Raw genomic sequence first — 22,804 nt, 5'->3', positions numbered from 1 at the left:
GCGGAGCACGAGTCGGCATGGGGACGGCCAAGGACGGCACAAGGAGCGGGGACTGCGCGGCGCGCCTGTGATATCACTGAACGTTACTGCGGGAAGGAGTACGCATCCATGGCCGACGTCTTCGACAAGTGCCGTGCCTGGCCCGACTACCGCGTCGCGGTGGCCGCGGGCATCTACGCCTACTGCACGCCACTGGTCGAGCGGGGCGACGGGACCGAGGTGACCGTCCACGGCGACCGCAAGGTGATCATGGCGGGGTCGAACGACTACCTCGGGCTGTCCACGGACCCGCGGGTCAAGGAGGCCGCGATCGCGGCGGTGCGCTCGCTGGGCACCGGCTGCTCGGGATCGCGGCTGCTCAACGGCACCCTCGCGCTGCACGAGGAGTTCGAGGCGCGGATGGCCTCGTTCCTCGGGCGCGAGGCGGCGATGGTGGGCTCCACCGGCTTCTCGACCAACCTCGCGCTCGCCGCGCTGCTGGGGCAGGGCGACGCCGTCTTCGCCGACCGGCACAACCACGCCTCCCTGGCGGACGCCGTACGGCTGAGCCCGGCGCGCTGCCTGCGGTACCGCCACTCGGACATGGACGACCTGGAGTCGCTGCTCACCACGACGGAGACGGACGCGGCGCGGGTGATCGTGACCGACGGGCTGTTCTCCATGTCGGGGGACCTGTGCGACCTTCCGGGCATCGTGAAGCTGGCGCAGCGGCACAACGCGCGGGTGATCGTGGACCAGGCGCACGACCTGGGGCTGCTCGGGCCGAACGGGCGCGGTGTGGCGGAGTACTTCGGGCTGGAGCCCGAGGTCGACCTCATCGCGGCGACGCTGTCGAAGAGCTTCGGGTCGATCGGGGGCGTGCTGGCCGGGCCGCGCGACGTGATCGACTACCTGCGGCACCAGGCCCGCTCCATCATCTTCACGGCCGCGCTCCCGCCCGCCTCGATCGCGACCGCGCTGGCCGCGCTGGAGATCGTCCGTGGTGAGCCGGAGCGGCGCGGCCGGGTGCTCGACAACGCCGAACGCCTGCACAACGGGCTGCGGGCGCTGGGATACGACACGGGGACCTCGGCGACGCCGGTCATCCCGGTGTACGTCCGGGACGCGCTGCTGTGCATGCGGTTCTGGACGGAGCTGCTCCAGGAGGGCGTGTTCACGAACGCGGTGATCCACCCGGCGACGGCGGTGGGCAACGAGCTGATCCGGGTGAGCGTGATGGCCACCCACACCGAGGAGCACCTGGACCGCGTGCTGTCGGCGTTCGAACGCGCGGGCAGGCGTCTCGGGGTGATCCCGGCGCGGCCGCCCGCCTCCTTCGACCAGGTGAGGATGGCGCGGCCATGACCGGTCTCACCCGGGGCGAGTACCTCCGCGCGTCGCCGCCGCTGTTCGAGTCGGCGCTGCTGGACCGGTTCACCCGCGTGCGGCCGGCGGTGGTGCTCGCGCTGTACGCCCCGGTGGTGGCGGGCCTGGCGGCCGTCTCCCTGGGGCGGCAGCCCTGGCCGGCCGTCCTGGGGCTCGCCCTGGCCGGGTACCTCGTGTGGTCCCTCGCGGAGTACTGGACGCACCGCCTGCTGCTGCACTTCACCCCGCGCGGGCGGCTGACGGCCCGGGTGCACTGGCTGGTCCACGGCATCCACCACGAGCACCCCCAGGACCCGCTGCGCGCCGTCCTGCCGCCCCTGGCCAGCCTCGTCGTGACCCTGGCCGGCCACGGGGTGCTGCGCCTGGCCCTCGGCCCCGACCACGCGCTCCCGGCCACGGCCGGCTTCGTGGCGGGCTACCTGTCGTACGACCTCCTCCACTACCACCTGCACCACGGCCGCCCGCGCACGCGCCTCGGCCGCTGGCTCCGCAACCGGCACCTGCGGCACCACTTCGAGGACGACACCCGCTGGTACGGCGTCAGCGCCTTCTGGTGGGACCGCCCCTTCGGGACCGCCGGCCCCCGCTGAACCCGCCGGGCCCCCGCTGAACCCGCCGACCTCCGCCGACCCCCGCTGAATCCCGCTGAACCCCGCCGGCCGGGCGGTCAGCGGCCGAACAGGCCCACCAGGGTCCCGCTGGCCAGTTCCCGGTCGGCCACGGCGGCGTGGACGTCCTCGGCGCCGGGCGTCTCGGGCAGGTCGATGTAGTCGCTGAGGGCGAAGACGCGGAAGAAGTAGCGGTGCGGGGGGTCGCCGGCCGGGGGCTTGGGGCCGCTCCAGCCGACGACTCCGGCGGTGTTGGGCCAGGCGACGCCGCCGACCGGGAGCATGCCCTCCTCGCAGCCGCTGGCCCTGGGGTCGATGCGGGTGACGAGCCAGTGCAGGAACGTCCCGCCGGGCGCGTCGGGGTCCTCGCACATGAGGACCAGTTCGGTCGTCCCGTCCGGAGCGTGGGACCACTCCAGCGCGGGGGACACGTTGTCGCCCGTCTGCGCCAGCCGTTCGGGCATGAGCGTGTGGTCGCTGAACGCCTCGCTGCGGATGTCGATCCCCGCCATCGTGTGTCTCCCCCGTTGTCCGCTTCGCCCGTCTACCGGTCGTCCGGGTCGATGATCCGCTCGCCCGAGCCCCACGCGCCCGAGCCGGACTCGTACCCCGCGTCGGGACCCTCGTCCGGGCCTCCCATGTCGTCGAGGTCGAACAGCTCGGACGGCGGGTCGCCCTCCTGGGTGTGCGTCGCGACCACCGGTTCCTCGGTCTCCTCGTGCTGGATGCTCCGCCCGACCGCAGGCTCGTCCTCGCGCACGTCGTACCCCCGGTTCCGTAGACCTGGCGTGTCTGGTTCCGCGCTACCTGTCTGCCCCGTGCCTTCCCGACTATTCGGCCTGGGTGAGGGTCAGGCCCATGGCCTCGTGGACCTCGGCGAGGGTGGCGCGGGCGATCTCGTTGGCGCGGCGGTCGCCGGCCGCCAGGACCTCGCGCAGGTGGGCGCGGTCGGCGGCGTACTCGGCGCGGCGGGCCCTGATGGGGGCCAGGAAGTCGTTGACGGACTCCGTGACCACGCGCTTGAGCCGCGCGGCCCCGCCGTCGCCGATCTCCTCGGCCACTTCCCGGGGGTCGCGGTCCCGGGTGAGGGCGGCGAGCCGCAGGAGGGTGGAGACCCCGGGGCGGCGGTCCGGGTCGTAGGTGATCCGGCGGTCGGCGTCGGTGGGCGCGCGGCGGATCAGCCGGGCCGTCTCGTCGGGTGTCGCCGACAGGGGGATCGAGTTGCCCCGGCTCTTGCTCATCTTCTGGCCGTCGAGGCCGGGCAGGAGCGGCGTCGCGGACATGAGCGCGTCGGGCACCGGGAAGACCGGGCCGTAGCGCTCGTTGAAGCGGCGCGCGATCACGCGGGTGAGCTCCTGGTGCGGGAGCTGGTCCTTGCCCACGGGCACCAGGTTGGCCTTGCAGAACAGGATGTCGGCCGCCTGGTGCGCCGGGTAGGTGAACATCAGCCCGCTCACCGCCTCACGCCCGGACGCGGCGATCTCGTCCTTCACCGTCGGGTTGCGCCGCAGCTCCGACACGCTCACCAGCGACAGGAACGGCAGCAGGAGCTGGTTGAGCGCGGGCACGGAGCTGTGCCGGAAGATCGTCGCGGTGGACGGGGCGATCCCGGCCGCGAGGTAGTCCGCGACCAGCCCCTCCACGTGCTCCGGCAGCCGCTCGGCCACGTCGCGGTCGGTGAGCACCTGGTAGTCGGCCACCAGCACGAACATCTCGACCCCGGCCCGCTGGAGCCGCACCCGGTTGGCCAGCGTGCCGAAGTAGTGCCCCAGGTGCAGCGGCCCCGTCGGCCGGTCCCCGGTGAGCACCCGGAACCCGGCGGGGTCCCGCGCGATGGCACGTTCCAGCTCGTCGGTGCGGCGGCGCGCCGCCTCGAGCACGACGTCCACGTTCTCCATGATCTCTCCCCATCCGGTACGGCGGGCCGGCCGGGCTCCGGCCGTACCCGGAAAAGGGGAAGGGCCGCCCTGCCGGACGGCCCCGCGCGCGCGAAGGAGACCGTCCTAGGACGGCCACCAGCTCAGGCACGCGAAACGATTCATCGGCGCCAGGCTACCGCCCCGCCGCCGGGGACTTCCACTCGCCGGCCAGGACGCTCATCTCGTACGCCGACCACCACTCGCCGCCCGCGTGCGCCACCTCGCGCGCCAGGCCCTCCCGGACGAACCCGAGGCGTTCGTACACCCGGATCGCGCCCGCGTTCTGGACGTACACGCCGAGTTCGACGCGGTGCAAGCCGAGCTCCCCGAAGGCGTGGTCCACGACGTGCCGCACCATCGCCTCGGCGTGCCCCTTCCCGCGCTCGGCCGGGTCCACGATGACCAGCCCGACGCGGCCGGTCCACCCGGGGGTGTCGGTCCGCAGCGTGATGTGGCCCACGGGCTCGCCGCCGTCGCAGGTCAGGGTCCAGGCGCGGCGGGAGTCGCGCTCGTAGAACCGCAGGATCTGACCGCCGTCGAGGGGCCAGGTGAAGCCGCACTTCCCGGACCAGAGCACCATCTCATGGGCGTCCCTGACCCAGGAGGCGATGGCGGCGGCGTCCCCGGGCTCGAAATCACGCATCTTGGTCATTCCGCCTTGCTATCCGAACCCCGGGGATTCGGTCAACCGATACCGGCGGGGTCGGCTCCGCGCCCCCGGGTGTCAGCCCTGCGCCCCCGGGTGTCAGCCCTGCGCCACAGGGTGTCAGCCCTGCGCCCGCGGGGTCAGCCCTGCGCCTGCGGGACCGGCCGGCCCTCGCTGGCCTGGACGAGCACGAAGCCCCGGCCCTGGAACGCGAGCTGGAACGCCTCCCCGCTCCCCCGGCCCACCAGCGCCGACAACTTCACCGTCCGATGCACCCCGACCTTGAGGTCGGCGCTCCAGCAGACGGCGGACTGCGCGTCGGCGAAGGTGGGGGCCGCTCCCGCGTCGAGCAGCACCGGCGCCCCGTGCGCGGTCACCGCGACCCAGCCCGAACCCCGCAGCGTCGTGTTGAACAGGCCGCTGGTGGCCATCCCCGCGCCCTGCACCCGCTGGATGTCCCAGGAGAGCCCCGCGTCGAACGCCAGCAGGTTGCGCCCGTTCACCGTCAGCGCCTCGTTCTCCAGGTAGAACAGGTGCACGTCGTCGGCGTTGTCCGCGACGTACAGGTCGCCGTGCCCGCTCACCCGCATCAGCGGGGCGCCCTCCCCGGTCATCGCCTTCTTCAGGAACTTCCCGATCCCCCCGGCCCCCTGGTAGGCGAAGTCCATCTCCCCCTGATAGGCGACCATCGACCCCTGCCGCGCCATCACCTCCGTGCCGTTCAGCCGGATCCGCGCCATCTTGGAGTTCGCCAGCGCGAAGCCCCCGGGCGACCCGGCCTGGTCGAGATTCCCGAAGAACGATCCCCGCATGACCCGCCTCCCTGCCCTGAGAGCCCCGTCCGGGCCCCGTGCCCCGTAGAACGGCCCTCACCCTCCCCCGGTTCCCCCGCCCGCGCCGTACGGCTCCCGCCGGCCCCCTCCGGCCACGTAAGGCGGGCAGGGGGCGGGCCAGCAGGGCGGGGCGGGGCGGGGGCGGGGCGGGGGCGGGGCGGGGGCGGATCAGCCGGGTCTGGGGCGGGTCAGCGTCCGGCGGTGGCGCGGTAGGCGGCCGGGGACAGCCCGTAGGCGCGGCGGAAGGCGCGGCTGAAGCCCGCCGGGTCGGGGAAGCACCAGCGCGCCGCGATGACGGCCACCGGGTCCGGGCGGGTGAGCAGGTCGCGGCGGCAGCGCTCCAGGCGGCGGGAGCGGATGTGGGCGGCGACGGTGCGCCCCTGGGCCTGGAAGACCCGGTAGAGCTGGCGGACCGAGATGTGGTGGGCGCGGGCCACCACGGCGGGGGTCAGCGCGGGATCGCCGAGGTGGTCCTCGATCCAGGACTCGATCACCGGGAACGGCGGCCCGGGGCACGGCGCCTGCGGGGCGCCGGTGCGCTCGGCGATCGCGCCGGTGACCAGGCTGAGCACGGCCTCGCCCAGGTGGTGCGCGGCCGGGCCGTCCAGCGCGGCGGGGTCCTCGGCCAGGGAACGCAGGAAGGCCGCCACCGGCCGGCCGGAACCGGGGCCGGGGAGCAGGGTCCCGGTCAGCTCGGCGACGCGGCCGGCGGGCAGCGGGAGCACGCCGTGCGGGACCATGACCGTGAGCAGCCGGTGCGCCTCGAAGGTGATCTCCACGGGCCGGGCCACGTCGTAGATCACCACGTCCCCCGGCCGCGCGACGACGTACCGGCCCGACTGCTCCAGGGCGCACGAGCCCTCCAGCATCAGGCCCAGCTTGTAGTACTCCCCCTGCCCGCGCCCGGTGTGGCGGGCGGCCCGCCGTACCTCGTGGGCCGGGGCGCGGACCTCGCTCACGGTCACCGGGCCGAGCGCGCGGCCGACCAGCGCGCCCGGGAAGCCGGGCCCGTCCAGCGGGCGCACCTCCAGCGGGCCGAACGCCGCCGCGACCGCCGCACGCCAGCGGTCGGCCTGGTCACGAGGGGGGAGGAGGGTCGTGTCGACCCGCATGGCGCCTCCTGTGGGCGGACATGGGGCGGCGAGCCCCGCGTTCCTCGCCTGACGCCGGAATGGCACGAGTGGACAACACCACGGCAGGCGTAGTCAACCCGGGCCTGTCAGCCATCGCTATACAGGTGGAACCGACATCCTCCGGCGGGCCCACCCCCGCCCGCCCGTCCCCCGAGGAGTTCGCAGATGGACGACCGCGTCCCTTCCCCCGAGCCCGCCGAGCCCACCGAGGGCGGCATAAGCCGCAAGCAGTTCATGACGACCGTCGGCCTGGGCGCCCTGGCCACGCCCGTCGTGCTCTCCGGCGGCGCGGCGGCGGCCGAGCCCGCCCTGACGCCCACGCCGAGCTGCGACGACGGCGACGACCCGACGCCGGCGCAGATCGAGGGCCCCTACTTCAAGCCGAACTCGCCCCGCCGCACGAACCTCATCACGGCCGGCGTCACCGGCACGCGCCTCACGCTCACCGGCGTCGTCTACACGATGTCCTGCGCCCCGGTCGCGAACGCGCTGCTGGACTTCTGGCAGGCCGACGCGTACGGCCGGTACGACAACGTCGGCTACCGGCTGCGCGGCCACCAGTTCACGACCGCCACGGGCTCGTTCACGCTGCAGACGATCGTCCCCGGCCTCTACCCGGGCCGCACCCGGCACATCCACGTCAAGGTCCAGGCCCCCGGCCGCCCCATCCTCACCACCCAGCTCTACTTCCCCGGTGAGCCGCGCAACGCCAGCGACGCCTACTACAACCCCGCGCTCCTGATGTCGGTCCAGTCCACCCCCACGGGCCGGACCGCGCAGTTCGACTTCGTCCTGCGCATCCCCTGATCCGCCCGTCCGCCTCCCCATCGCCGGTACGGCGTCCTGCCCTGCGCCCGCGGGACGCCGTACCGGAACCACCCCCGCGCGGCACGCTCCCGCCCCGCCGTACGGCTCATGCCGGGGCGGGCCGTACGCCTCACCCGGGCAGGCGTACGGCCCGCGCCGGGCTCGGGGCGCCGTACGGCGGGCCGAGCGCGCGTCGTGGCGCGAACGGTCGAGATCGACGGTAGAGTTGTGGAACACACCGACGCGGGGTGGAGCAGTTCGGTAGCTCGCTGGGCTCATAACCCAGAGGTCGCAGGTTCAAATCCTGCCCCCGCTACCACGTCGAAGGCCCTCCGGGATCTCCCGGAGGGCCTTTCGCGTTCCCGGATCAGAAGCGCCGGCAGGTCACGGCCCAGTTCCCGTTGAGCCGGACCCGAGGCCGATCCTCCTCCGGCTCCTCGTCCTCGGCCGTCCCCTCGGTCACGTCCGCGTCCCAGGCCGCCGCGTCGGCCCGGTAGGACAGGCCGCACCACTCCATGAGATTCCCCCGCCCCAGAAGAGCGAGGTCGGCCCCGCCCGGATGACGGTCGGCCCCGACGACCGGAAACAGCCCCACCAGCCCCGGACAACCCCCCGCCAACGACCCCGAGCCGCCTCCCACGCCACCACCGGCACGAACCACACCACGGCCTCCACGGGCTCTGGGGGCCTGGGCCGGTGGAGGGGATCCCGCATCGCGGGGGTCTCGGTGGGGCATGCGGGCGAATGTAACGGGTCCGCGGTGGAGAATCCGGCCTCGCGCGGAATCCTCCGGAAATCAGCGCGATATCCGTACATAGGGGAAGCACCGGGCAGGCGGCATGCGAAAGGCCCTCCGGGAGATCCCGGAGGGCCTTCGACGTGGTAGCGGGGGCAGGATTTGAACCTGCGACCTCTGGGTTATGAGCCCAGCGAGCTACCGAACTGCTCCACCCCGCGTCGGTGTGTGTCTAAACACTATCCGGGGCCGGACCCGGTGGCAAATCGGTTACCCGCGCCACGCGAAAGCCCGCGCCCGAATTCACGGGCGCGGGCTTTCACGGTGATCGGCGCGTCAGCCGTTCGGTGACGGTGTCGGCGCGGGTGTGCCCGCCGGTGTGGGAGCCGGCGTGCCGGTCGAGGCCGGGGCCGGGGTCCTGGCCTTGTCGCGCTCCTCCTCCAGCCGCTTGAGGGCGGCCTTGAGGTCGGCCTGGGCCTTGGCGTAGCCCGCCAGGTCCTTCTTGGCGAGCGCGTCCTCACCGGCCTGGAACGCCTTCTGGGCGGCCTCGATGGCGCTGAGGACACCCGGTGTCAGGGTGCTCGTCTCGCCCGGCTGCTGCTGCCCCGGCGGCGGCCGGTCCCCCTCGGGCGTGACCGGCGCGTCGCCGAAGACCTGCTTGAGCGCGTCGCCCAGCGTGTCGCCGAAGCCGACCTTGTTGCCGAACATCAGGGCGACCTTCTTCAGGATCGGGTACGGCTCCTGCCCCTCCCTCGGCGCCGCCTGGACGTAGACCGGCTGGACGTACAGCAGGCCGTTGCCGAAGGGGAGCGTCAGCAGGTTGCCGTTCAGCACCTGGGTGGCGCTGTTCGTGCCCGGGCTGCCGCGCAGCAGGTTGAGCTCCGTGGACACCTTCGGGTCCGCGTTGATCGTGTTCTGCGCCTGGCCCGGTCCCTGTATCGCCGTGTTGCCCGGGAGCTGCAGGATCCGCAGCCTGCCGTACGACGCCCCCGGCGTCGCGTCGACCGCCATGAACGCCGCCATGTTCGGGCGCTTCTGCGGCACGAACGCCGTGGTCAGCGAGAACGACGGGGCGCTGTCGCCGGGCATCTTGAGCGACAGGTAGTACGGAGGCTGCCGCATGTTCCCGCGCTCGGTCGGGTCGTTCGGGATGTTCCAGAAGTCCTGCCCGCCGTAGAACGCGTCCGGGTCGGTCACGTGGTACTTCGACAGCACGTCGCGCTGCACCTTGAACAGGTCGTTCGGGTAGCGCAGATGCTGGCGCAGCTCCGGCGAGATGGCCGACTCCGGCTTGACCACGCCGGGGAACGCCTTCATCCACGTCTGCAGGACCGGGTCCTTCTTGCCCCACTCGTAGAGCGTCACCGTGCCGTTGTAGGCGTCCACGGTGGCCTTCACCGAGTTGCGGATGTAGTTGATCCGGTCCCTCGGCTGGCGGGCCAGGCCGCCGGTCTCCGTGGCGGTGTCGCGGGTCGCGTCCTGCAGGCTGCGACTCTGGGAGTACGGGTAACCGTCGGAGGTCGTGTAACCGTCCACGATCCACACGATGCGCCCGCCCACGATCGCGGGGTACGGGTCGCCGTCCAGGGTCAGGAACGGCGCGACCTTGTTGATGCGCTCACGCGGGTTGCGGGTGTAGAGGATCTGCGACTTCTCGTTGATGTCGCCCGAGAGCAGCAGGTTCTTCTCGCCGAACTTGGCGGCGAACAGCAGCCGGTTGAAGAACGACCCCATCGGGACGCCGCCGTTGCCGGCGTAGGTGGTGTTCTGCTGGCCGCTGCCCCCGGTCTCGGGGTAGTCGAGCTCGATGCTCTTGCCACCCTTGGGCCCGCCCACGATGGAGTAGACCGGGGAGTTCTCGCCGAAGTAGACGCGCGGCTCCTTCAGGCCCGTCTGCTTGACGAGATCGCCGGTCGGCGGCATGTCCCCGGCCTCGAAGGCGGGCAGGCCGTACTGGTCCACCTTGTTGCCCGGCGCGGCCACGAAGCCGTATCCGTGCGTGTAGACCAGGTGGCGGTTGATCCAGTTGTCCTGCTGGGCGGGCGGCCCGCTGATCTCGCGCACGGCCACCACGGTGTCGCGGATCGCGCCGGTGGCGTCCGGGTAGCGGTCGATGTCGAGCTGGTCGGGGAACTGGTAGAAGCCCCGGATCTGCTGGAGCTGCTGGTAGGTCCGCGCGAGCAGGGCCGGGTCGAGCAGGCGCACGCCGGAGATCGTCGCGGCCTCGTTCGCCAGTTCCTGGGACGACGCCGTGATCTTGGCGTCGTAGTTGGTCACCTCGGCCTTGTCCACGCCGTACGCCTTGCGGGTCGCCTGGATGTTCTTGGCGATGTACGGCGCCTCCTTGCCCTGCTGGTTCGGCTTGACCTGGAACTGCTCGACGAGGGCCGGGTAGACGCCACCGATCAGGATGGCCGACAGGACCAGGAGGCCGAAGCCGACGCCGGGGAGCATGCCGCCGGGCCGTACGACCGCCGCGAAGAACAGCGCCGCGCAGATGACCGCGATGCTCGCGAGGATCGCCTTGGCCGGCAGGACCGCCGTGATGTCGGTGTACGAAGGCCCCTCGACGAAGCCCCGGTCGGAGAACGCCAGGCCGTACCGGTCCACCCAGTAGGCCACGCCCTTGAGCAGCACGAAGACGCCCAGCAGGACGGCCAGGTGGGCGCGGGCGCCGCGGGTGGCGCGCAGGCCGCCCGGGCTCTGCAGCCGGAAACCGCCGTAGAGGTAGTGCACGACCGTCGCGGCGATCGCGGCCAGCACCACGGCCGCGAACAGGAAGCCCAGGACCAGGCGGATGAACGGGTAGGTGAACGCGAAGAACGACACGTCCAGCCCGAACTGCGCGTCCTTCTCCCCGAAGGGGGTGCGGTTGACGAACTGCAGCCAGGTCTTCCACTGCCCGCTCGTGGACGAGCCGGTGAACAGCGCCAGCACGCCCATCGCGATCAGGAAGATCAGCTTGCGGTGCGGGTCCACGGCCAGCCGGTAGCGTTCGACGCCCTGCTGGCCGCCGAACATCGACATCGCGAACATGGGCCGCAGCCGGTAGGCCAGCAGCATGTTCCCGCCGACGATCCCCACCATCAGCAGCGCGCCCAGCACGAACAACGTCGCCTGGGTCAGCAGCATCGTGGAGAACACCGACGAGAAGTTCACCGACTCGAACCACAGCCAGTCGGTCCAGATGCCGGCGAACACGAAGAACAGCGCGACGACCGCGACGAGCGCGATCGCCACGGGAATCAGCAAACGCGGGCGCCGCGCCATGCGCGCGGAACGTCCCGCTCCGGGGGTCCGGAAGCTCACGCCTCCCCCTCGTCATCAGCGACGGTATGTGACTGAAAACCTACACCCGCAGTGACGTTCGGGAGATCCGCGCCGTTCCCGATTCGCCCGTGGCGATCGGCGGCGCGTCCCGGCGGTGATCAGCGAAGGGGCGCGCCGGGGCTTCGCGGCAGGGGCCCGCCGGGCCCGGCGAGGGGCGACTCGCCGGGCTCACCCGAGGTCAGCGGGCGGACTTTCCGGCCGGGCAGGAGGGGGCGTCGCCGCCCTCGCGCAGCGACTCGACCGAGGTCAGCGCGTCGTGCAGGGTTTCCACCTTCACCAGGCGGAGCCCGTCGGGCTTGGCCTTCACCGCGTCCGCGCAGTTCCCCGCGGGGGTGAGGAAGATCGTGGCGCCGGCGCGGCGGGCGCCGACCATCTTCTGCTGGATGCCGCCGATCGGGCCGACCTTGCCGTCCTCGTCGATCGTGCCGGTGCCCGCGATCGACTTCCCGCCGGTGAGGGAGCCGGGCGTGAGCTTGTCGATGATCCCGAGCGAGAAGATCAGCCCGGCGCTGGGCCCGCCGACGTCGCCGACGGAGATCTTGACGTCGAACGGGAACTTGAACTCCGTGCCCATCACCACGCCGACGACCGACTCGCCGTTGGCGCCCTTGGCCGTGGCGAGCGTGAGGTCCTGCGTCTTCCCGCCGCGCCTGACCTGGAAGCGCACCGGCTCGCCGGGCTTGTGCGAGCGTACGGCCTTGGCGATCGCGTCCACGTCGCCGGCGGGGCGGCCGTCCACCCGCACGATCTCGTCGCCGGGCTTGAGCACGTCGTGCGCGGGGCGGCCCTTCTGGGTGGAGGAGACCTTGACGACCGTCGAGATCGGGATCTTGAGCTCCTTGAGCGCCGCGGCGGTGGCGGTCTGCTGGGAGGTGCTCATCTCCCGGAAGTTCATGTCCTCGACCTCCTTGACGCTCCGGGCGCGCGGGAAGATCGTCTCTTCCGGCACCACGGCCTCCTTGGAGTCGAGCCAGCCCCGCAGCGCCGTGAACAGGTCCACGCGGCTGCCCGGACCGCCCTGGTACGTCACGGTGACCAGGGTGAGCTTCCCGTCGGTCGGATAGGTCTGCCGGCCGCTGATGCTGATCAGCGGCGTGCCCTTGATCGAGCCGAGGGTGTTCTCGGTCGGTCCGGGACGCAGCACGACGTACGGCACGGGCAGGAACGCGCCGGCGACCCCCAGGGCCAGTACGAGGAAGGCCGCCACCATCAGCGTCAGCGCTCTTCGGGACATGGATCGAAGCCTATGCGCTGCGCTCACTCACAGGCGCCGACCCACTCCGCCGAGCCGTCGGCGAAGAGCTGGTGCTTCCAGATCGGCACCTCGCGCTTGAGATCGTCGATCAGCCGCCGCGACGCCTCGAACGCCTCCCCCCGGTGCGGGCAGGCCACCGCGACGATCACCGCGAGGTCGCCCAGCTCCAGGTCGCCCACGCGGTGGACGGCCGCGAGCGCCGACACCGGGTAGTCGGAGGCCACCTTCTCCGCCACCCGCCGCAGCTCGGCCTCCGCCGAGGGGTGCGCCGAGTAGGAGAGCCGGGTGACGCTCTTCCCGTGATCGTGGTCCCGGACGGTCCCCACGAAGAGGGTGGTCCCGCCCGCGTGGTGGTCCCCGACCGCCGCGAACACCTCATCGAGCGACAACGGCGTGTCGCGGATCCCCAGAAGCCGGATGACGTCCACCCCCCGAAGGTACCCCCTCCCCCTTCCCCGCCCGAAGCCCCTCCCCGTCACTCCCGGGCGGCCGGGCCTCCCGCGCCGCCCCTTCCCGCCCGGCTTCGCCGGCCGGGGGCGCGTCGCGTGCCGGGGCGACGGTCCGGCCTGGCTCCGGCCGTACGGCGTGAGCGCGGGCGGGGGCACACGCCGTACCGCCGGACGGGCTTGCGGAGCCGGACGGCCGGCGGAGCCGGGGGGCAGCGGAGCCGGGGGGCAGCGGAGCCGGCGGGGGCAGCGGCGGCGGGCGGTCGGCGTCGGCAGGCAGCGGGGGCGGGCGGTCAGCGGCGGCGACGGCGGCGGGCGCGCCTGACGATGGCGGCGGTGCCGATCACGGCGACGGTGGCGCCGGCGGCGGTCAGGGTGGCGTCCTTGCCGGAGACGCGGCGGCCGACCAGGGCGTGCTTGCCCTCGCGGAGGGCCAGCAGCTCGGACAGGGCGGCCTCGTTGGTCCAGGCGGGCTTCCAGCCGGCCGCGCGGAGGGTCGCGGGGTCCACGACCCACGGGTAGACGACGTAGTGGAGGTCGGTCGCCGGGGCCGGGGTCACACCCAGCCGGTGCAGGCGCTGGGCGGTGCCGAACGTCAGGCCCGCGGGGAGCTCGAAGCGGCGCAGGCCGGAGGTCTCCTCGACCTGTTCCTGGGTGAGCCAGCCCTCGGAGCCGACCGCGACCACGCCGGTGACCTCGCCGAGGGCGGCGAGCTGCAGGGCGCTGACCAGGTCGTCCACGTGGCAGAACTGCCAGGAGGGGAGCGAGCCCTTGACCACCAGGAGGCGGGGGGCCTCGAAGTGGCGGGTGACCACGGTGTCCACACCGGGGCCCACGAGCGCGGCGGGGCGCAGGACGGTCAGCGACAGCCCGGGGTGGGACCGCAGGGAACGGCGGGCCAGGGACTCGATCTCCAGGTAGTCGCCCACGACCCCGGAGTCCGGCTCGGCGGCGACCGGGGAGTCCTCGGGGAGCGGGACGGGGTTCTCGGCGTCCGCGCCGTACACCATCGCGGACGTCACGAGCACGACGCGCTTGACCCGGGCGGCGGCGCTCGCGGTCAGCACGGTCTGGGCGCAGCGCAGGTTGAACGCGCGGCGCTCCTTGGACGGCGCGTCCAGCGATCCGTCGAACGCGAGGTGGACGAGCACGTCGATGTCGGAGATGCGGTTCGCCAAGAGCGGATCCCGGATGTCGAGCACGCGCCAGGTCACGTCCGAGACGTCCCCGCGTTGCTCGTCAATGGCCACTACCCTGCGGAAAAGTCCCGATTCGGCGGCGCGTGCGACGAACGCGCGACCGACCCCGGAGGCGGCGCCCGTGACGGCGACGACTGGTCCTCGGCGGCGTTTTGCGGTGGTCACCCTGCACCCACTTAGCTCTATGGCGGATAACGTGGCGGTTGTGCACTCCATCCTGCCTGAGGTCGAGCGATGACTGGCAATGAGCCCACGGGCCCGAACCCGAACGACCCGAACGACCCTTTCGGCCTGTTCGGGAATCCCGAGCAGATGGCCGCGGCGATGCGGCAGTTCGCCGACATGCTGTCGGCGCAGGCGCAGGCCGCCAAGAGCGGTGAGGCACAGGGGCCGGTCAACTGGGAGATGGCCAAGAACCTCGCCCGCCACGCGGTGTCCGCCGAGGGCGATCCCAGCCTGACCGACGCCGAGAAGCGTTCCACGGTCGAGTCGCTGCGCCTGGCCGACCTGTGGCTGGACGCCGCCACCGAGCTGCCCGCGGCCACCTCCGCCCCCGAGGCGTGGAGCCGGTCCGAGTGGATCGAGAAGACCGTCCCGGTGTGGCGGCAGCTCTGCGACCCGGTCGCCGCGCGCATGGTGGACACGATGGGGTCGGCCATGGGCCAGGACCTGCCCTCCGAGGTGCAGGCCATGGCCGGGTCGCTGCTCGGCATGGTGCGCCAGATGGGCAGCATGATGGTCGGCGGCCAGATCGGCCAGGCCCTCGGCGAGCTGGCCCGCGAGGTCGTGGGCAGCACCGACATCGGCCTCCCGCTGACGACCAACCCCGCGCTCGTGCCCTCGGGCGTCAAGCGCTTCGGCGAGGGCCTGGAGATCCCCGAGGAGGAGATCCGGCTCTACCTGGCGCTGCGCGAGGCCGCCCACCACCGGCTGTTCCAGCACGTCCCGTGGCTCCGGTCGCACCTGCTCGGCGCGGTCGAGGAGTACGCCAGGGGCATCACCGTGGACCTGTCGGGCCTGGAGCAGGCGTTCGCGGGCATGGACCTGTCCAACCCGGAGCAGATCCAGGAGGCGCTGTCGAGCGGCGCCCTCCTCAAGCCCGAGGAGACCGAGCGCCAGAAGGCCGCGCTCGCCCGCCTGGAGACCGCGCTCGCGCTGGTCGAGGGCTGGGTCGCGACCGTCGTGGACGACGCCGCCGAGGGTCGGCTGCCCTCCGCGGGGGCTCTCGCCGAGACCGTGCGCAGGCGCCGGGCGTCGGGCGGTCCGGCCGAGCGCACCTTCGAGACCCTGGTCGGGCTGGAGCTGCGCCCGCGCCGGCTGCGCGAGGCCGCGGCGCTGTGGAACGCCGTCAAGGCCGACCGCGGCGTCGAGGGCCGCGACGCCCTGTGGGGCCACCCGGACCTGATGCCGACCTCCGAGGACCTGGACGACCCCGAGGCGTTCGTACGCCGCGGCGGCGGCGACTGGGACATCTCCGCGCTGGACGACGACAAGTGATGGGCGGCAAGTGACGATCGCGCTCAGCCTCCGCGACGACGCCACGGCCGTGCTCTCCGCCTGGACGGCCCCGTCCGAGGAGCAGGACGCCGTGCGCCGGGACTTCCTCGGCCACCTGGCCGCGCACGAGGACGCCATGTGGCGGTCGTGCGTGCCCGGGCACCTGACGGCGAGCGCGGCGGTGTTCTCCCACGACGGGTCCCGCGTGCTGCTCACGCTGCACGGGATCGTGAAGAAGTGGCTCCAGATGGGCGGGCACTGCGAGCCCGGGGACACCACGCTGGAGCGGGCGGCGCTGCGCGAGGCCACCGAGGAGTCGGGCATCCACGGGCTGACCCTGCTGCCGGGCGGCCCGGTGGCCGTGGACCGGCACCGGGTCGGCTGTCACGGCGGCTCGTGGCACCTGGACGTGCAGTACGCCGCGGTCGCCCCGCCCGGTTCGGAGCCGGTGATCAGTGACGAGTCGCTGGACCTGCGGTGGTTCCCGGTGGACGCGCTGCCCGAGCCGACCGACGACGCCCTCCGCCGGCTGGTCGCGGCGGGGATCGGCCGCCTCGCGCGCTGAGCGCCCGGCATCCGGCCCTCACCGGGCTCCCGGGGCGTCCCGCCCGCTGCCCGTGGCCGGCTGTCCGTCGCCGGCTGCCGGCTGCCGACTGTCCGCCGTCCGGCGCCGGCGGTCCGCTGTCCGCTGCCCGCTGTCCGCTGCCCGCTGCCCGCTGCCTGCTGTCCGCTGTTCGCGCGGAATCTTCACAGCGGGCGCACCCGGGCTTCACATCGCGGCGGCTAGCGTCGGAGTGTGCTGACCGAAGAGGCCGTGCGGCCCGCGCGCCGGGCCCGGCTGTCGCGGGGTCTCCTCGCGTGGGCCCTCGTCGGGCCGGTGGCGGCGTTCGCGGTGCTGCGCGCCGGGGGGCTCGAACGCGGTAACCCGCTGGTCGTGCTCGTGTCGTTCACGCCGTACGCCGCGGTCCTCGCCCCGGCGGGAGTGCTGGTAGCCGTGTGGGCGCGGAGCCGGGCCGCCGTGATCGCCGGGGTCGTGGCGGCGCTCGCGCTGGCCGCCTGCGTGGTCCCCCGGATGTTCGGGACCGAGGCCCGGCCCGGGGTGCCCGTGCGCGTGATGACCGCGAACCTCCTGTTCGGCCGGGCCGACCCCGCCGCGCTCGTGGATCTCGTACGGCGGTCGCGCCCCGACTTCCTCAGCCTCCAGGAGCTCCCGCCGGACGCCGTCGCCCGCCTGGACGCGGCCGGGCTCGGCGGGCTCCTGCCGTACCGCGTCTACCACGCCGGGGAGGGCCCGGACGGCTCGGCGATCTACGCGCGGCACCCGCTGCGGGAGCTGAAGGGGCTGTTCACTCCGGTCGGCCACAACATGCCCGCCGCCCGCGCCGAGGTCCCCGGGGCCGGCCCGGTGGACATCATCGCCGTCCACCCCGCGCCGCCGCTCCCTGGCGCGCGCTGGGCCGACGGCCTGCGCTCCCTCCCGCCCGCCACGAGGGCCGCCCCGCCCGCGGCGATGGCGGGACGCGGATCCGCGGCCCCGGGCGGCGCGGTGCCCCGCATCCTCGCGGGCGACTTCAACGCCTCGCTCGACCACGCCCTCCTGCGGAGCCTCCTCGCCACCGGCTACCGCGACGCCGCCCGGGACGCGGGGCAGGGCCTCACGCCGACCTGGCCGGCGAACCGCCGCCTCCCCCCGCTCTTCACGATCGACCACATCCTGGCCGACCGCCACTTCACCACCGCCTCCGCCGAGGTCCACACCATCCCCGGCACCGACCACCGCCCCGTGACCGCCACCCTCCACCTGACCCCACCCCCCTGACCCTCACCGCCCTGACCCTCACCGCCCTGACCCCACCGCACGCCCCACCCTCTCCACCCGGCCCCCAAGCTCCCGGCGACGACCGGCCACCCCACCTCCCCAGCCCCCGGAAGCCGAAGGCGCTCTTCACGCCGGTCAGCCCCAACATGCCCGCCGCCTGACCAAGGCCCCCGGACCGGCGCGACGGACATGATCGCGGTCCACCCCGCCCTGGAGCGGCGCTCCCCTGCGGAGATTGCGGTCCCTTGTGACGGGGGGAGGAATCCTGGGTCGTCGGCTCAGCGCTCCCGGGAGCGGCGGAAGCCACCTCCCCACAGGTCACCACCCGAAGGTCACCTCTCCACAGGCCCACCTCTCCACAGGCCCACCTCTCCACAGGCCCACCTCTCCAGGGAGAGCTTCCCCGGAGGCACCTCCCAGCTACGCCCCTGCGGATCATTTCCCCCTGGGGCCACCTTTCCGGAGGCCAACCGCCCCGGGGGGGATCGCTCCCTCCCGGTCATCGCCCCAGGCGCGTCTCCCCCAGGGGCGTCTCCCCCAGGCGCGTTTCCCCCAGGGGCGTTCTCCCCGGAGACCTCCTGTCGGGGCGCGCCCCCCTCGCGTCCGTTTCCTCGGCCACCACGGTCGCCGGGGGTGCCCCTCTCGCCGTGATCATGCAGTTTTAATCACAGGGTGTGCGCAAAACTGCATGATCACGGCGACGGTTGAGGGGGTGAGGGCCGGCTCCCGTGGCCGCGCGGTGGGGGTGGCGTGGGGGCGACGGGGAGCCAGGCGGGCCGGGGCTGCTTCATGTCGGGGCGGACTGCCCGTCAGGGGTCCACGCGGACACCAGAGACTCCGGACCCGAACCCGGCGCCAGCCGTACGGCATGAGCCCGCCCCCGGCTTCGCGATCTCGCCATCGTTCGCCCGCCCGGCGCCTCGCCGGAGTACGGCGGGCGCCGGCCGGGGTCATGACGCGGACGGCATCGGGAGCGAGGCGCAGCGCCGGTTCGTCGCGAACGCCTCCCACGAGCTGCGGACCCCCCTGACCCTGCAGCGGGCCATGGCCGAGGTCGCCCTGGCGGACCCGGACGCCTCCGCCGGCTCCCTCCGCGCGGTCCTGACCCGCCTGCTGGCGTCGGGCCGCCATCAGGAACGCCTGATCGAGGCCCTCCTCACCCTGGCCCGCGGCCACCAGGGCGTCCGGCACCCCGAGCCCGTGGACCTGGCGGAGCTCGCGGCCAGATCCCTGGCCCGCGTCCCCGAACCCGGCCCGCGCGTGCGCTCCGACCTGCGGCCCGCTCCCGTGTACGGCGACGCCGCCCTGCTCGACCGCCTCGTCGCCAACCTCCTCGACAACGCCGTCCACCACAACGTCCCCGGCGGCTGGATCGAGATCACGACCCGTGCGGACCAGGCGGGGGCCATCCTGACCGTGGCCAACGGCGGGCCCCTGATCCCGCCCGACCGCGTATCCGCCCTGCTCCAGCCGTTCCAGCGCCTGGACCCGGCCCGCCGTGCCTCCGGCGACCGCCTCGGGCTCGGCCTGTCGATCGTCCAGGCCATCGCCCAGGCCCACCACGCCGCCCTCCGCCCCCGGCCCCTCCCCCAAGGCGGCCTCCAGGTGACCATCGCGTTCCCGCCCGCACCCCCCTCCTGATCATCCGACGACCAGGGGTCCAGCGGACGGCCCGCGGACCGCGGGGACCGGCTCGCGAGATCACAGCGCGGGCCGCGCCGTACGCCACGGGCGGGCGCCCGTCGCCGCAGCCGGGCCGCCGCGTCCTCACCGCGACGAGGCCACCTCCGTCCGCCGTGATCTCGCGGTCCCGCCTCGGCCTCTCCCGGTGTGACCTGGGGGGACGAGGGGCCGGATCGCGAGATCGCGGCGCGGGGCGGCCTGCCGTACGCCGGGGGTCAGCGCGGGAGGGGGTGGCCGGAGAGGAGGGCCCGGGTGGCGTCCCAGCCTTCCAGGGCGGGGTCGAGGTGGTGGAGGTCGGCGGGGGTGCGGAGGCGGTGCCAGCCGGGGGTCTTGGCGACGTCGGGGCGGTCGGGGGCGGCCTTGCGGAGCCGGACGCCCGCGGCGGGGGCGTCGGGGTCGATCCCGGCGGCCCAGCCGGGGAGGGGGAGGCGGGCGGCCAGGGCGACGAGGCCGCCTCCGTCGGCCGGGGCGTAGGCGACCTTCGCGCGGCCCAGGGCGCGGAACAGCTTGGCTATGAGGAGGGGCGGCAGGTCGGGGGCGTCCGCGGTGATGACGGCCGCCTCCGCGCCGGGGGCGGTCGCCAGGCCGGCGAGGGCGTCGAAGGCCGCGGAGGCCGAGGCGGCGTCGATGACGTGGGTGCCGGGCCAGGTGAGGTCGTCGAGGCCGGGGATCGGGGTGGCCAGCGCGAGGCGGACGCCCTCCAGGTTGGAGAGCAGGTCGCAGGTGTCCTCGGTGATCGCGCGCAGGAATTCGCGGGGGTCGATGCCGGGGGGCGCGGCGGCCGCCATGGCGGGGGTGGCCAGGACGGCGACGAAGCGCTCGGTCACCGCGGCAGCTCCTGGTGGGAGGCGCTGGTGTAGCCCTCCAGGAATCCGCGGGCGCGCTCGGCCTTGGGGTAGCGGGCCACGAGCGCCCAGAAGCTCGGGCCGTGGTTCGGGACGAGGAGGTGGACGAGTTCGTGCATGAGCACATAATCGACCACCCAGGAGGGCATGCCCCGCAGGCGGGTGGACAGCCGGATCGTGCGCTGGTCGGGCGTGCACGAGCCCCAGCGGTGCTGCTGGTTGTCCACCCAGCGCACGCTGTCGGGCTCGGCGCGCCCGTCGAGGTAGCGCCGCGAGATGTCGCGGGCTCGCTCCAGGAGGTCGTCGTCGCTGGGCTTGCGGCGGCGCTCCTTGGCGGCGAGCCGGTCCAGCATGCGGCGCACCCATTGGTCCTCGTCGGACTGGCTCAGCCCAGCGGGCAGCAGCACGACGGTCTTGTCACCGTCGCGGTACGCGGAAACGGTTCGTCGCCGTCTGGGACTGCGACGAACCTCGACAGTCTCGGGGGGCACATATGAACGGTAGCCGAGACTCCAGGAATTCCACAGGGGGTGACCGGTATCTTCGCTGGTCAGTCTGTGTTTCCCCAGCTCCGGTAAGAATCGTCCACAGGGTGCTCCACAGGTGTCACACGCCCCGGAAGGCCCTCACCTCCTCCTTTTCACGTCTCGCCCCGGCCGTGCCCGTCAGCGGCCGGTGAATTTCGGCGCGCGGCGCTCGCGTTGCGCGGCCAGGCCCTCCACGAGGTCCTCGGAGGCCATCGTCACGGGCTGGGCGAGGGACTCCCAGCGGAGGGCGGCGTCGAGGGTGGGGTGACCGCCGCCGGCGAGCGCGACCTTGGTCAGCCGCGTGGCGACGGGACCCTTGGCCGCGATCCGGGAGGCGACCTCCAGCGCCTCGGCCAGCACGCGGTCCTTGGGGAACGCGCGGTTGACCAGCCCGAGCGCCGCCGCCTCCGCGCCGGTCACCGTGCGGCCGGTGAGCAGCATCTCGCGTGCCACGCCGATGCCCGCGGCCTTGGGCAGCAGGTGGGTGGCCGCCATCCCCGGGTGGATGCCGAGCGAGGTGAACGGCACGAGCAGCTTGGCGTCGTCGGCGGCGTAGAGCAGGTCGCACGCGAGCGCGAAGCACAGGCCCGCGCCCACGGCGGCGCCGTTGATCGCCGCGATCGTCGGCATCTCCAGCTCCCCGATCGCCAGCCACGTCCGGTAGAAGCCGAGCATGCGGTCGCGCAGCTCGGGGACCGTCCGGGTGTTCCCCTCGGCGATCCACCCCAGGTCGCCCCCGGAGCAGAACGCGCTCCCCGCGCCCGTCACCACCACGCACCGCGCCTCGCGGTCGGCGGCCAGGTCCGCCATCGCCTCCCGCCACGCCCCGGTCAGCTCGTCGGTCATCGCGTTGCGCCGGTCGGGCACGTTGAGCGTGAGGACGACGACGCCGTCCGGCCGCCGCTCGATCAACAGTTCGTCCATGCGCCGCAGAGTAACCCTCCATCGCGCGGCGGCGGGCGGGCCCCGGGCCGCCTGTGGACGGACGCGGTCGTCCACAGGGCGGTTGTCCACAGGCGGCGGGAATCGGCCCCGGGACGGAACGGATCGGTGGCATGGTCGGGGCATGCGACCACGACTGAAGACGGCCCTGCGGCGGGTGCGCCGGGGCCGGCGGGCGGTGCAGTTCGGGCTGCACCCGGCGAGGGCCGTCGTGATCGGCGACCTCGAAGAGCCGCTGATGGAGTTGCTGGGCCACCTGGACGGCACGCTGGATCTCGGGCAGGTGATCGAGCAGGCGGCGGAGCTGGGCGTCGAGGAGGCCACGGTGCGCCGGCTGGTGGAGTTCCTGACGGAGGGCGGCGTGCTGGAGGACGCGTCGGCCCCCGCCGACCCGCTGCGGGCCTGCCTGCCCGGGGAGCGGGACCGGCTGCGCATGGAGATCGACGCGATCGCCTCCCGGCCCGGGGTGACCGACGGCGGCATGCTGACGCTGGCCCGCAGGCGGGCCGCCCACGTGCGGGTCCACGGCGCCGGGCGGGTGGGCGCGCAGATCGCGGCGCTGCTGGCGGCGGCCGGCGTCGGGCATCTGTGCGTGGTGGACCCCTCGCCCGTGACCATGCTCGACGTAACCCCAGGCGGGCTGCGCTGGGATCAGCTCGGCCGGCCGAGGGAGGACGCCGCGGTGGCGCTCGCCCGCGAGGCGATGCCGGGGATCAACGCCTGGAGCGGCGACGGCGCGGCCGGCCCCGGCGACGGACCCCGGCCGGACCTGGCGATCGTGTGCCCGGTCACCCCGCTCGACCCGGCGCGGGTGCGGTCGCTCATGTCCGGCGGCGCCCCGCACCTGGTGGTGACCGCGCTGGAGGACCACGCCACTGTGGGGCCCCTGGTCGTGCCCGGCGAGACGGCGTGCCTGCGATGCCTCGACCTGATCCGGCGCGACCGCGACCCGGCGTGGGCGGAGGTGGCGGCGCGGATCGGCGGGCACCCGCCCGGGGAGGGGGTGTCCGGCGCGGCCCTGGCGGCGGCGACGGCGGGCCTCTCCGCAGGCCAGGCGCTCGCGTTCCTCGACGGGGAGCGGCCCACTGTGATGAACGCAACAGTAGACGTAATGCCTGATTGGCGCTGGAGAAGACGCTCGTGGTCGAGCCACCCGCAATGTGGTTGTAGTCGAAACGACCCACGATCGCTAACAATGGTTGCGTGAGTGACCT

The 22,804-nt window shown here is 73.6% G+C and carries 22 protein-coding genes and 2 tRNA genes; 9 read left to right on the top strand and 15 right to left on the bottom strand.

Going from position 1 to position 22,804, the window contains the following annotated elements; all coding sequences use genetic code 11:
* Positions 1–108 precede the first annotated feature (108 nt).
* Entirely contained in the window at positions 109–1,344 is a 1,236-nt protein-coding gene (locus tag D5H75_RS12270) for an aminotransferase class I/II-fold pyridoxal phosphate-dependent enzyme (RefSeq protein WP_119926491.1), read from the top strand.
* The gene (locus tag D5H75_RS12265) at positions 1,341–1,955 is read left to right on the top strand and encodes a sterol desaturase family protein (protein WP_119926490.1); all 615 of its coding nucleotides are present in this window, start codon (positions 1,341–1,343) and stop codon (positions 1,953–1,955) included. The genes D5H75_RS12270 and D5H75_RS12265 overlap by 4 nt, the downstream gene beginning before the upstream one ends.
* Before the next feature lie 77 nt (positions 1,956–2,032).
* On the opposite strand, the gene D5H75_RS12260 is transcribed toward D5H75_RS12265, so the two are convergent.
* The 6 genes from D5H75_RS12260 to D5H75_RS12235 form a co-directional block, all read right to left on the bottom strand.
* Positions 2,033–2,485 (bottom strand): YbhB/YbcL family Raf kinase inhibitor-like protein, encoded by a 453-nt coding sequence (locus tag D5H75_RS12260; RefSeq protein WP_119926489.1) that lies wholly within the window; start codon positions 2,483–2,485, stop codon positions 2,033–2,035.
* A 32-nt stretch (positions 2,486–2,517) separates the two neighbouring features.
* On the bottom strand, positions 2,518–2,733 hold the full coding sequence (locus D5H75_RS12255; RefSeq protein ID WP_119926488.1) for a hypothetical protein: 216 nt from the start codon (positions 2,731–2,733) through the stop codon (positions 2,518–2,520).
* Between the two features lie 70 nt (positions 2,734–2,803).
* Positions 2,804–3,871 carry a tryptophan--tRNA ligase gene (trpS, locus tag D5H75_RS12250; RefSeq protein WP_119926487.1) on the bottom strand — a complete coding sequence of 356 codons (1,068 nt, stop codon included), beginning with the start codon at positions 3,869–3,871 and terminating at the stop codon, positions 2,804–2,806.
* 154 nt (positions 3,872–4,025) lie between these two features.
* Positions 4,026–4,544 carry a GNAT family N-acetyltransferase gene (locus D5H75_RS12245; protein WP_119926486.1) on the bottom strand — a complete coding sequence of 173 codons (519 nt, stop codon included), beginning with the start codon at positions 4,542–4,544 and terminating at the stop codon, positions 4,026–4,028.
* A gap of 134 nt (positions 4,545–4,678) precedes the next feature.
* Positions 4,679–5,350: an AIM24 family protein gene (locus tag D5H75_RS12240; RefSeq protein WP_119926485.1), complete on the bottom strand. Its 672-nt coding sequence runs from the start codon at positions 5,348–5,350 to the stop codon at positions 4,679–4,681.
* A 209-nt stretch (positions 5,351–5,559) separates the two neighbouring features.
* Positions 5,560–6,483: an AraC-like ligand-binding domain-containing protein gene (locus D5H75_RS12235; protein WP_119926484.1), complete on the bottom strand. Its 924-nt coding sequence runs from the start codon at positions 6,481–6,483 to the stop codon at positions 5,560–5,562.
* A 186-nt stretch (positions 6,484–6,669) separates the two neighbouring features.
* On the opposite strand from D5H75_RS12235, the gene D5H75_RS12230 reads away from it, so the two are divergent.
* Positions 6,670–7,311, top strand: a complete 642-nt coding sequence (locus D5H75_RS12230; protein WP_119926483.1) for a dioxygenase family protein — start codon at positions 6,670–6,672, stop codon at positions 7,309–7,311.
* Between the two features lie 242 nt (positions 7,312–7,553).
* A tRNA-Met gene (locus D5H75_RS12225) sits at positions 7,554–7,630 on the top strand.
* A 48-nt stretch (positions 7,631–7,678) separates the two neighbouring features.
* Here the strand turns inward: D5H75_RS12225 and D5H75_RS40860 are convergent.
* From D5H75_RS40860 to D5H75_RS12200, 6 genes are all read right to left on the bottom strand, one after another.
* On the bottom strand, positions 7,679–7,906 hold the full coding sequence (locus D5H75_RS40860; protein WP_147425127.1) for a hypothetical protein: 228 nt from the start codon (positions 7,904–7,906) through the stop codon (positions 7,679–7,681).
* Positions 7,907–8,191: 285 nt separating this feature from the next.
* A tRNA-Met gene (locus tag D5H75_RS12220) sits at positions 8,192–8,268 on the bottom strand.
* Positions 8,269–8,383: 115 nt separating this feature from the next.
* Positions 8,384–11,317, bottom strand: coding sequence for a UPF0182 family membrane protein (locus D5H75_RS12215; RefSeq protein WP_242454168.1), 2,934 nt, complete (start codon positions 11,315–11,317; stop codon positions 8,384–8,386).
* 238 nt (positions 11,318–11,555) lie between these two features.
* Entirely contained in the window at positions 11,556–12,611 is a 1,056-nt protein-coding gene (locus D5H75_RS12210; RefSeq protein WP_119926481.1) for a YlbL family protein, read from the bottom strand.
* Positions 12,612–12,634: 23 nt separating this feature from the next.
* Entirely contained in the window at positions 12,635–13,060 is a 426-nt protein-coding gene (locus tag D5H75_RS12205) for a molybdenum cofactor biosynthesis protein MoaE (RefSeq protein ID WP_119926480.1), read from the bottom strand.
* Positions 13,061–13,371: 311 nt separating this feature from the next.
* Positions 13,372–14,493, bottom strand: a complete 1,122-nt coding sequence (locus tag D5H75_RS12200) for an NAD-dependent epimerase/dehydratase family protein (RefSeq protein ID WP_119926479.1) — start codon at positions 14,491–14,493, stop codon at positions 13,372–13,374.
* A gap of 18 nt (positions 14,494–14,511) precedes the next feature.
* Here D5H75_RS12200 and D5H75_RS12195 point away from each other — a divergent pair, with 18 nt between their 5' ends.
* The 4 genes from D5H75_RS12195 to D5H75_RS12175 all read left to right on the top strand — a co-directional run bounded on the left by D5H75_RS12195 (position 14,512) and on the right by D5H75_RS12175 (position 19,234).
* Positions 14,512–15,774, top strand: coding sequence for a zinc-dependent metalloprotease (locus D5H75_RS12195; RefSeq protein ID WP_119926478.1), 1,263 nt, complete (start codon positions 14,512–14,514; stop codon positions 15,772–15,774).
* A 10-nt stretch (positions 15,775–15,784) separates the two neighbouring features.
* Entirely contained in the window at positions 15,785–16,339 is a 555-nt protein-coding gene (locus tag D5H75_RS12190; RefSeq protein ID WP_242454167.1) for an NUDIX hydrolase, read from the top strand.
* A gap of 231 nt (positions 16,340–16,570) precedes the next feature.
* Positions 16,571–17,593: an endonuclease/exonuclease/phosphatase family protein gene (locus D5H75_RS12180; RefSeq protein WP_242454166.1), complete on the top strand. Its 1,023-nt coding sequence runs from the start codon at positions 16,571–16,573 to the stop codon at positions 17,591–17,593.
* Positions 17,594–18,382: 789 nt separating this feature from the next.
* Entirely contained in the window at positions 18,383–19,234 is an 852-nt protein-coding gene (locus tag D5H75_RS12175) for a sensor histidine kinase (protein ID WP_119926476.1), read from the top strand.
* A gap of 257 nt (positions 19,235–19,491) precedes the next feature.
* Here the strand turns inward: D5H75_RS12175 and D5H75_RS12170 are convergent, their stop codons facing one another.
* From D5H75_RS12170 to D5H75_RS12160, 3 genes are all read right to left on the bottom strand, one after another.
* Positions 19,492–20,103, bottom strand: coding sequence for a DUF2064 domain-containing protein (locus D5H75_RS12170; protein ID WP_242454165.1), 612 nt, complete (start codon positions 20,101–20,103; stop codon positions 19,492–19,494).
* A complete protein-coding gene (locus D5H75_RS12165; RefSeq protein ID WP_119926475.1) occupies positions 20,100–20,612 on the bottom strand; it encodes a M48 metallopeptidase family protein in 513 nt (170 codons plus the stop codon). The genes D5H75_RS12170 and D5H75_RS12165 overlap by 4 nt, the downstream gene beginning before the upstream one ends.
* Positions 20,613–20,786: 174 nt before the next feature.
* Positions 20,787–21,572, bottom strand: coding sequence for an enoyl-CoA hydratase/isomerase family protein (locus tag D5H75_RS12160; protein WP_119926474.1), 786 nt, complete (start codon positions 21,570–21,572; stop codon positions 20,787–20,789).
* 142 nt (positions 21,573–21,714) lie between these two features.
* On the opposite strand from D5H75_RS12160, the gene D5H75_RS12155 reads away from it, so the two are divergent.
* The gene (locus tag D5H75_RS12155; protein ID WP_119926473.1) at positions 21,715–22,797 is read left to right on the top strand and encodes a ThiF family adenylyltransferase; all 1,083 of its coding nucleotides are present in this window, start codon (positions 21,715–21,717) and stop codon (positions 22,795–22,797) included.
* Positions 22,798–22,804: the final 7 nt, after the last annotated feature.

The sequence above is a fragment of the Bailinhaonella thermotolerans genome (assembly GCF_003594875.1).
GTDB classification, from domain to species: domain Bacteria; phylum Actinomycetota; class Actinomycetes; order Streptosporangiales; family Streptosporangiaceae; genus Bailinhaonella; species Bailinhaonella thermotolerans.
The sequence above is the reverse complement of the archived record's forward strand: the minus strand, read 5'-3'. Positions and strand labels throughout refer to the sequence as shown.

Excerpts from the sequence above, each read along its gene's own strand:
- D5H75_RS12195 (WP_119926478.1), top strand. The coding sequence starts at position 14,512 with ATGACTGGCAATGAGCCCACGGGCCCGAACCCGAACGACCCGAACGAC.
- D5H75_RS12240 (WP_119926485.1), bottom strand. The coding sequence starts at position 5,350 with ATGCGGGGATCGTTCTTCGGGAATCTCGACCAGGCCGGGTCGCCCGGG.
- D5H75_RS12230 (WP_119926483.1), top strand. The coding sequence starts at position 6,670 with ATGGACGACCGCGTCCCTTCCCCCGAGCCCGCCGAGCCCACCGAGGGC.
- D5H75_RS12210 (WP_119926481.1), bottom strand. The coding sequence starts at position 12,611 with ATGTCCCGAAGAGCGCTGACGCTGATGGTGGCGGCCTTCCTCGTACTG.
- D5H75_RS12200 (WP_119926479.1), bottom strand. The coding sequence starts at position 14,493 with ATGGAGTGCACAACCGCCACGTTATCCGCCATAGAGCTAAGTGGGTGC.
- D5H75_RS12245 (WP_119926486.1), bottom strand. The coding sequence starts at position 4,544 with ATGACCAAGATGCGTGATTTCGAGCCCGGGGACGCCGCCGCCATCGCC.
- D5H75_RS12270 (WP_119926491.1), top strand. The coding sequence starts at position 109 with ATGGCCGACGTCTTCGACAAGTGCCGTGCCTGGCCCGACTACCGCGTC.
- trpS (WP_119926487.1), bottom strand. The coding sequence starts at position 3,871 with ATGGAGAACGTGGACGTCGTGCTCGAGGCGGCGCGCCGCCGCACCGAC.
- D5H75_RS12215 (WP_242454168.1), bottom strand. The coding sequence starts at position 11,317 with ATGGCGCGGCGCCCGCGTTTGCTGATTCCCGTGGCGATCGCGCTCGTC.
- D5H75_RS12175 (WP_119926476.1), top strand. The coding sequence starts at position 18,383 with ATGTCGGGGCGGACTGCCCGTCAGGGGTCCACGCGGACACCAGAGACT.
- D5H75_RS12155 (WP_119926473.1), top strand. The coding sequence starts at position 21,715 with ATGCGACCACGACTGAAGACGGCCCTGCGGCGGGTGCGCCGGGGCCGG.
- D5H75_RS12265 (WP_119926490.1), top strand. The coding sequence starts at position 1,341 with ATGACCGGTCTCACCCGGGGCGAGTACCTCCGCGCGTCGCCGCCGCTG.
- D5H75_RS12235 (WP_119926484.1), bottom strand. The coding sequence starts at position 6,483 with ATGCGGGTCGACACGACCCTCCTCCCCCCTCGTGACCAGGCCGACCGC.
- D5H75_RS12260 (WP_119926489.1), bottom strand. The coding sequence starts at position 2,485 with ATGGCGGGGATCGACATCCGCAGCGAGGCGTTCAGCGACCACACGCTC.
- D5H75_RS12160 (WP_119926474.1), bottom strand. The coding sequence starts at position 21,572 with ATGGACGAACTGTTGATCGAGCGGCGGCCGGACGGCGTCGTCGTCCTC.